The sequence below is a fragment of the Burkholderia sp. MSMB1078WGS genome, assembly GCF_001528895.1.
Taxonomy (GTDB): domain Bacteria; phylum Pseudomonadota; class Gammaproteobacteria; order Burkholderiales; family Burkholderiaceae; genus Burkholderia.
Map to the genome: position 1 here is coordinate 1 of NZ_LPDI01000008.1, position 2,495 is coordinate 2,495.

The window sequence follows — 2,495 nt, forward strand, 5'->3', positions numbered from 1 at the left end:
AAACGCTGCAAAACCAACCTTGAAACCGGACATTTTTAAATGGCTCGAAGGTGGACATCTGAATCCGGGTATGACATGCGGTGTAGCAGCTATATCCTAATGTCGTGTTCTGGCTATTTACAGATGTCGTGTTTTTGATTGCTGGCATGCTGGACGGCTCGTTGAGCAAGCACGGGAGCCGACCATGCAGCCAGCCGGATTGGTGACACTGACGATGCGAGAGCTTGATCGACTCAAGGTGATCCAGGCTGTGGTGGATACGGGCTTGAAGCCGGGACGTGCAGCCGAACGGCTGGGCCTGAGCGTGCGCCAGGTGGAACGGCTGATCATCCGATATCGAGAGCAAGGAGCCAGCGGCGTAGCCTCGGGCCGTCGCGGCCGGCCGGGCAACCGCAAGCTCGACGACGGGCTGGCGTTACGTGCCCTGACCGTTATTCGCGAGCGCTACGCTGATTTCGGGCCGACGCTGGCGTGCGAGAAGCTCTGGGAGTGCCACGGCATTCGGCTGGCCAAGGAGACGGTCAGGAAGCTGATGACGGACGCCGGGCTTTGGATTCCGCGTCGACAGCGGCCGCCGAAGGTGTATCAGCCACGAGCCCGACGCGCGTGCCTGGGCGAACTGATCCAGATCGACGGCAGCGATCATCGGTGGTTCGAGGAACGGGCGCCGGCCTGCACGCTGCTGGTGTATGTGGACGACGCGACGAGCCGGTTGATGATGCTGCATTTCACGCAGACCGAATCGACCTTCAGCTACTTTGAGGCCACGCGGGCATATCTGGAGCGCCATGGCAAGCCGGTAGCGTTCTACAGCGACAAATACAGCGTGTTTCGCAATACGAGCGCCGGCAAGACCGGCCAGAGCGTGACGCACTTCGGCCGCGCGATGTATGAGCTGAACATCGACACGTTCTGCGCAAACAGCAGCTCGGCCAAGGGGCGTGTCGAGCGTGCGCACCTGACGCTGCAGGACCGATTGGTCAAGGAGCTACGCTTGCGCGGGATTAGCACGGTAGCGGATGCCAATGCTTATGCGCCCTCCTTCATCGCCACGTATAACGCGCGCTTCGCGAAGCCGCCACGCAGCGGCTTTGATGCGCACCGGCCTCTGCGATCCGACGAGAATCTGGATCTGATGCTGACTTGGCGTGAGACACGCCGGGTGACGAAGGCGTTGACGGCGCAGTACGACCGGGTGCTGTACCTGCTGGACGATACGCCGGGGAATCGAGCGTGGATACATCGCGACGTCGAGGTGTGGGAGTACCCGGATGGTCGGATCGAAATCCGGGCAGCCGGTCAGATTCTGGCAGCTCAGTCCTATGACCGGCTGGCGGAGGTCGATCAAGGCGCCATCGTGGACCACAAGAGCCTGAGTCACGCGCTGCAAGTGGCGCAAGCGTTTCAAGCGCAGCGCGACAGCCGGCGGATCGGGACCGCACCGTCGCGAACGCATCGAGGGCTTCCGGTGCGGGAGAACGAAGCGCAACCCGGCACCAAGAAACCGCGCCGGTTCACAGCGGCTGACATGGAGACGGCGATTCTGGAGGTCGCATCAAAAGCAGGAACTGAGCAGCGGTCTGCGAAGGCCCGCGGGTGAACGTAAGCGCCCTGCTGCTTCAAGCTCGGCGCTTCAACGTTAAAGGATGGAAAGGCCGATGAAACATGCGACATCTGTATGTAGCTGGCGCTACGACATCTGAATCCGGGTATGACATGCGGGTCAGTGAAGTGTAGCAATCTAAGCCGGATTCTTGAGAATCGAAAGAACAAGCTGGCGGGCTGGGACGAGGGGCATCGAGTGCTCATATATCGGGTAGGCAGGAAACTCAATCGGCACGCACGAACCTGAAAGGGGCTAGGGTAGGGGCGTTGCACACCGATTTGAACCGCTTGGATGGGGGGTGTCAGGATTTCCGTGTTCAAGGCAGGTTGAGTAATTACACGGAAGGCCGAACGAATCGATCTGCGTAAAGGATAGCGAACTGGTTCATGGCCGTCTTCCAGTCATGCGCGGCACTTCCCCAATTCGCGGTGATGTTGCGCAAGGCCAGCCAGATGAGTTTGGTCGCGGCCTCGTCGCTCGGGAAGTGGCCACGGGTCTTGATGATCTTGCGCAGCTGCGAGTTGATATTTTCAATCGCGTTCGTCGTGTAGATGATCTTGCGCACACCCGGAGGGAACGCAAAGAACGGGATCACGCGATCCCAGGCGTTGCGCCACGCGCTACTGACAGTCGGGAATTTCTGGCCCCACGGCCCATCCGCAAACGCATCGAGTTCGGCCTGAGCGGCTTCCGCGCTGGGCGCGGCGTAGATCGGTTTGATCGCCGCGGCCAGTCCCCGGCGGTCTTTCCAACTGGCGTAATCGAGGCTGTTGCGGATGAGGTGGACGATGCAGGTCTGCAGCGTGGTGGCGGGGAATACGGCGGCCAGCGCTTCGGGCATGCCCTTGAGCCCGTCAGTGACGGCAATCAGGATGTCGTGAACGCCGCG

General features: G+C 60.8%; 2 protein-coding genes. One reads left to right on the forward strand and one right to left on the reverse strand.

Annotation, left to right across the window (positions count from 1 at the left end):
- Positions 1–184: 184 nt before the first annotated feature.
- Complete coding sequence (locus tag WT24_RS02055; protein ID WP_060030820.1) at positions 185–1,600, forward strand: ISNCY family transposase; 1,416 nt, start codon at positions 185–187, stop codon at positions 1,598–1,600.
- A gap of 340 nt (positions 1,601–1,940) precedes the next feature.
- On the opposite strand, the gene WT24_RS02060 is transcribed toward WT24_RS02055, so the two are convergent.
- On the reverse strand, positions 1,941–2,495 hold a 555-nt coding region (locus tag WT24_RS02060; protein WP_156441729.1), incomplete at its 5' end, for an IS256 family transposase.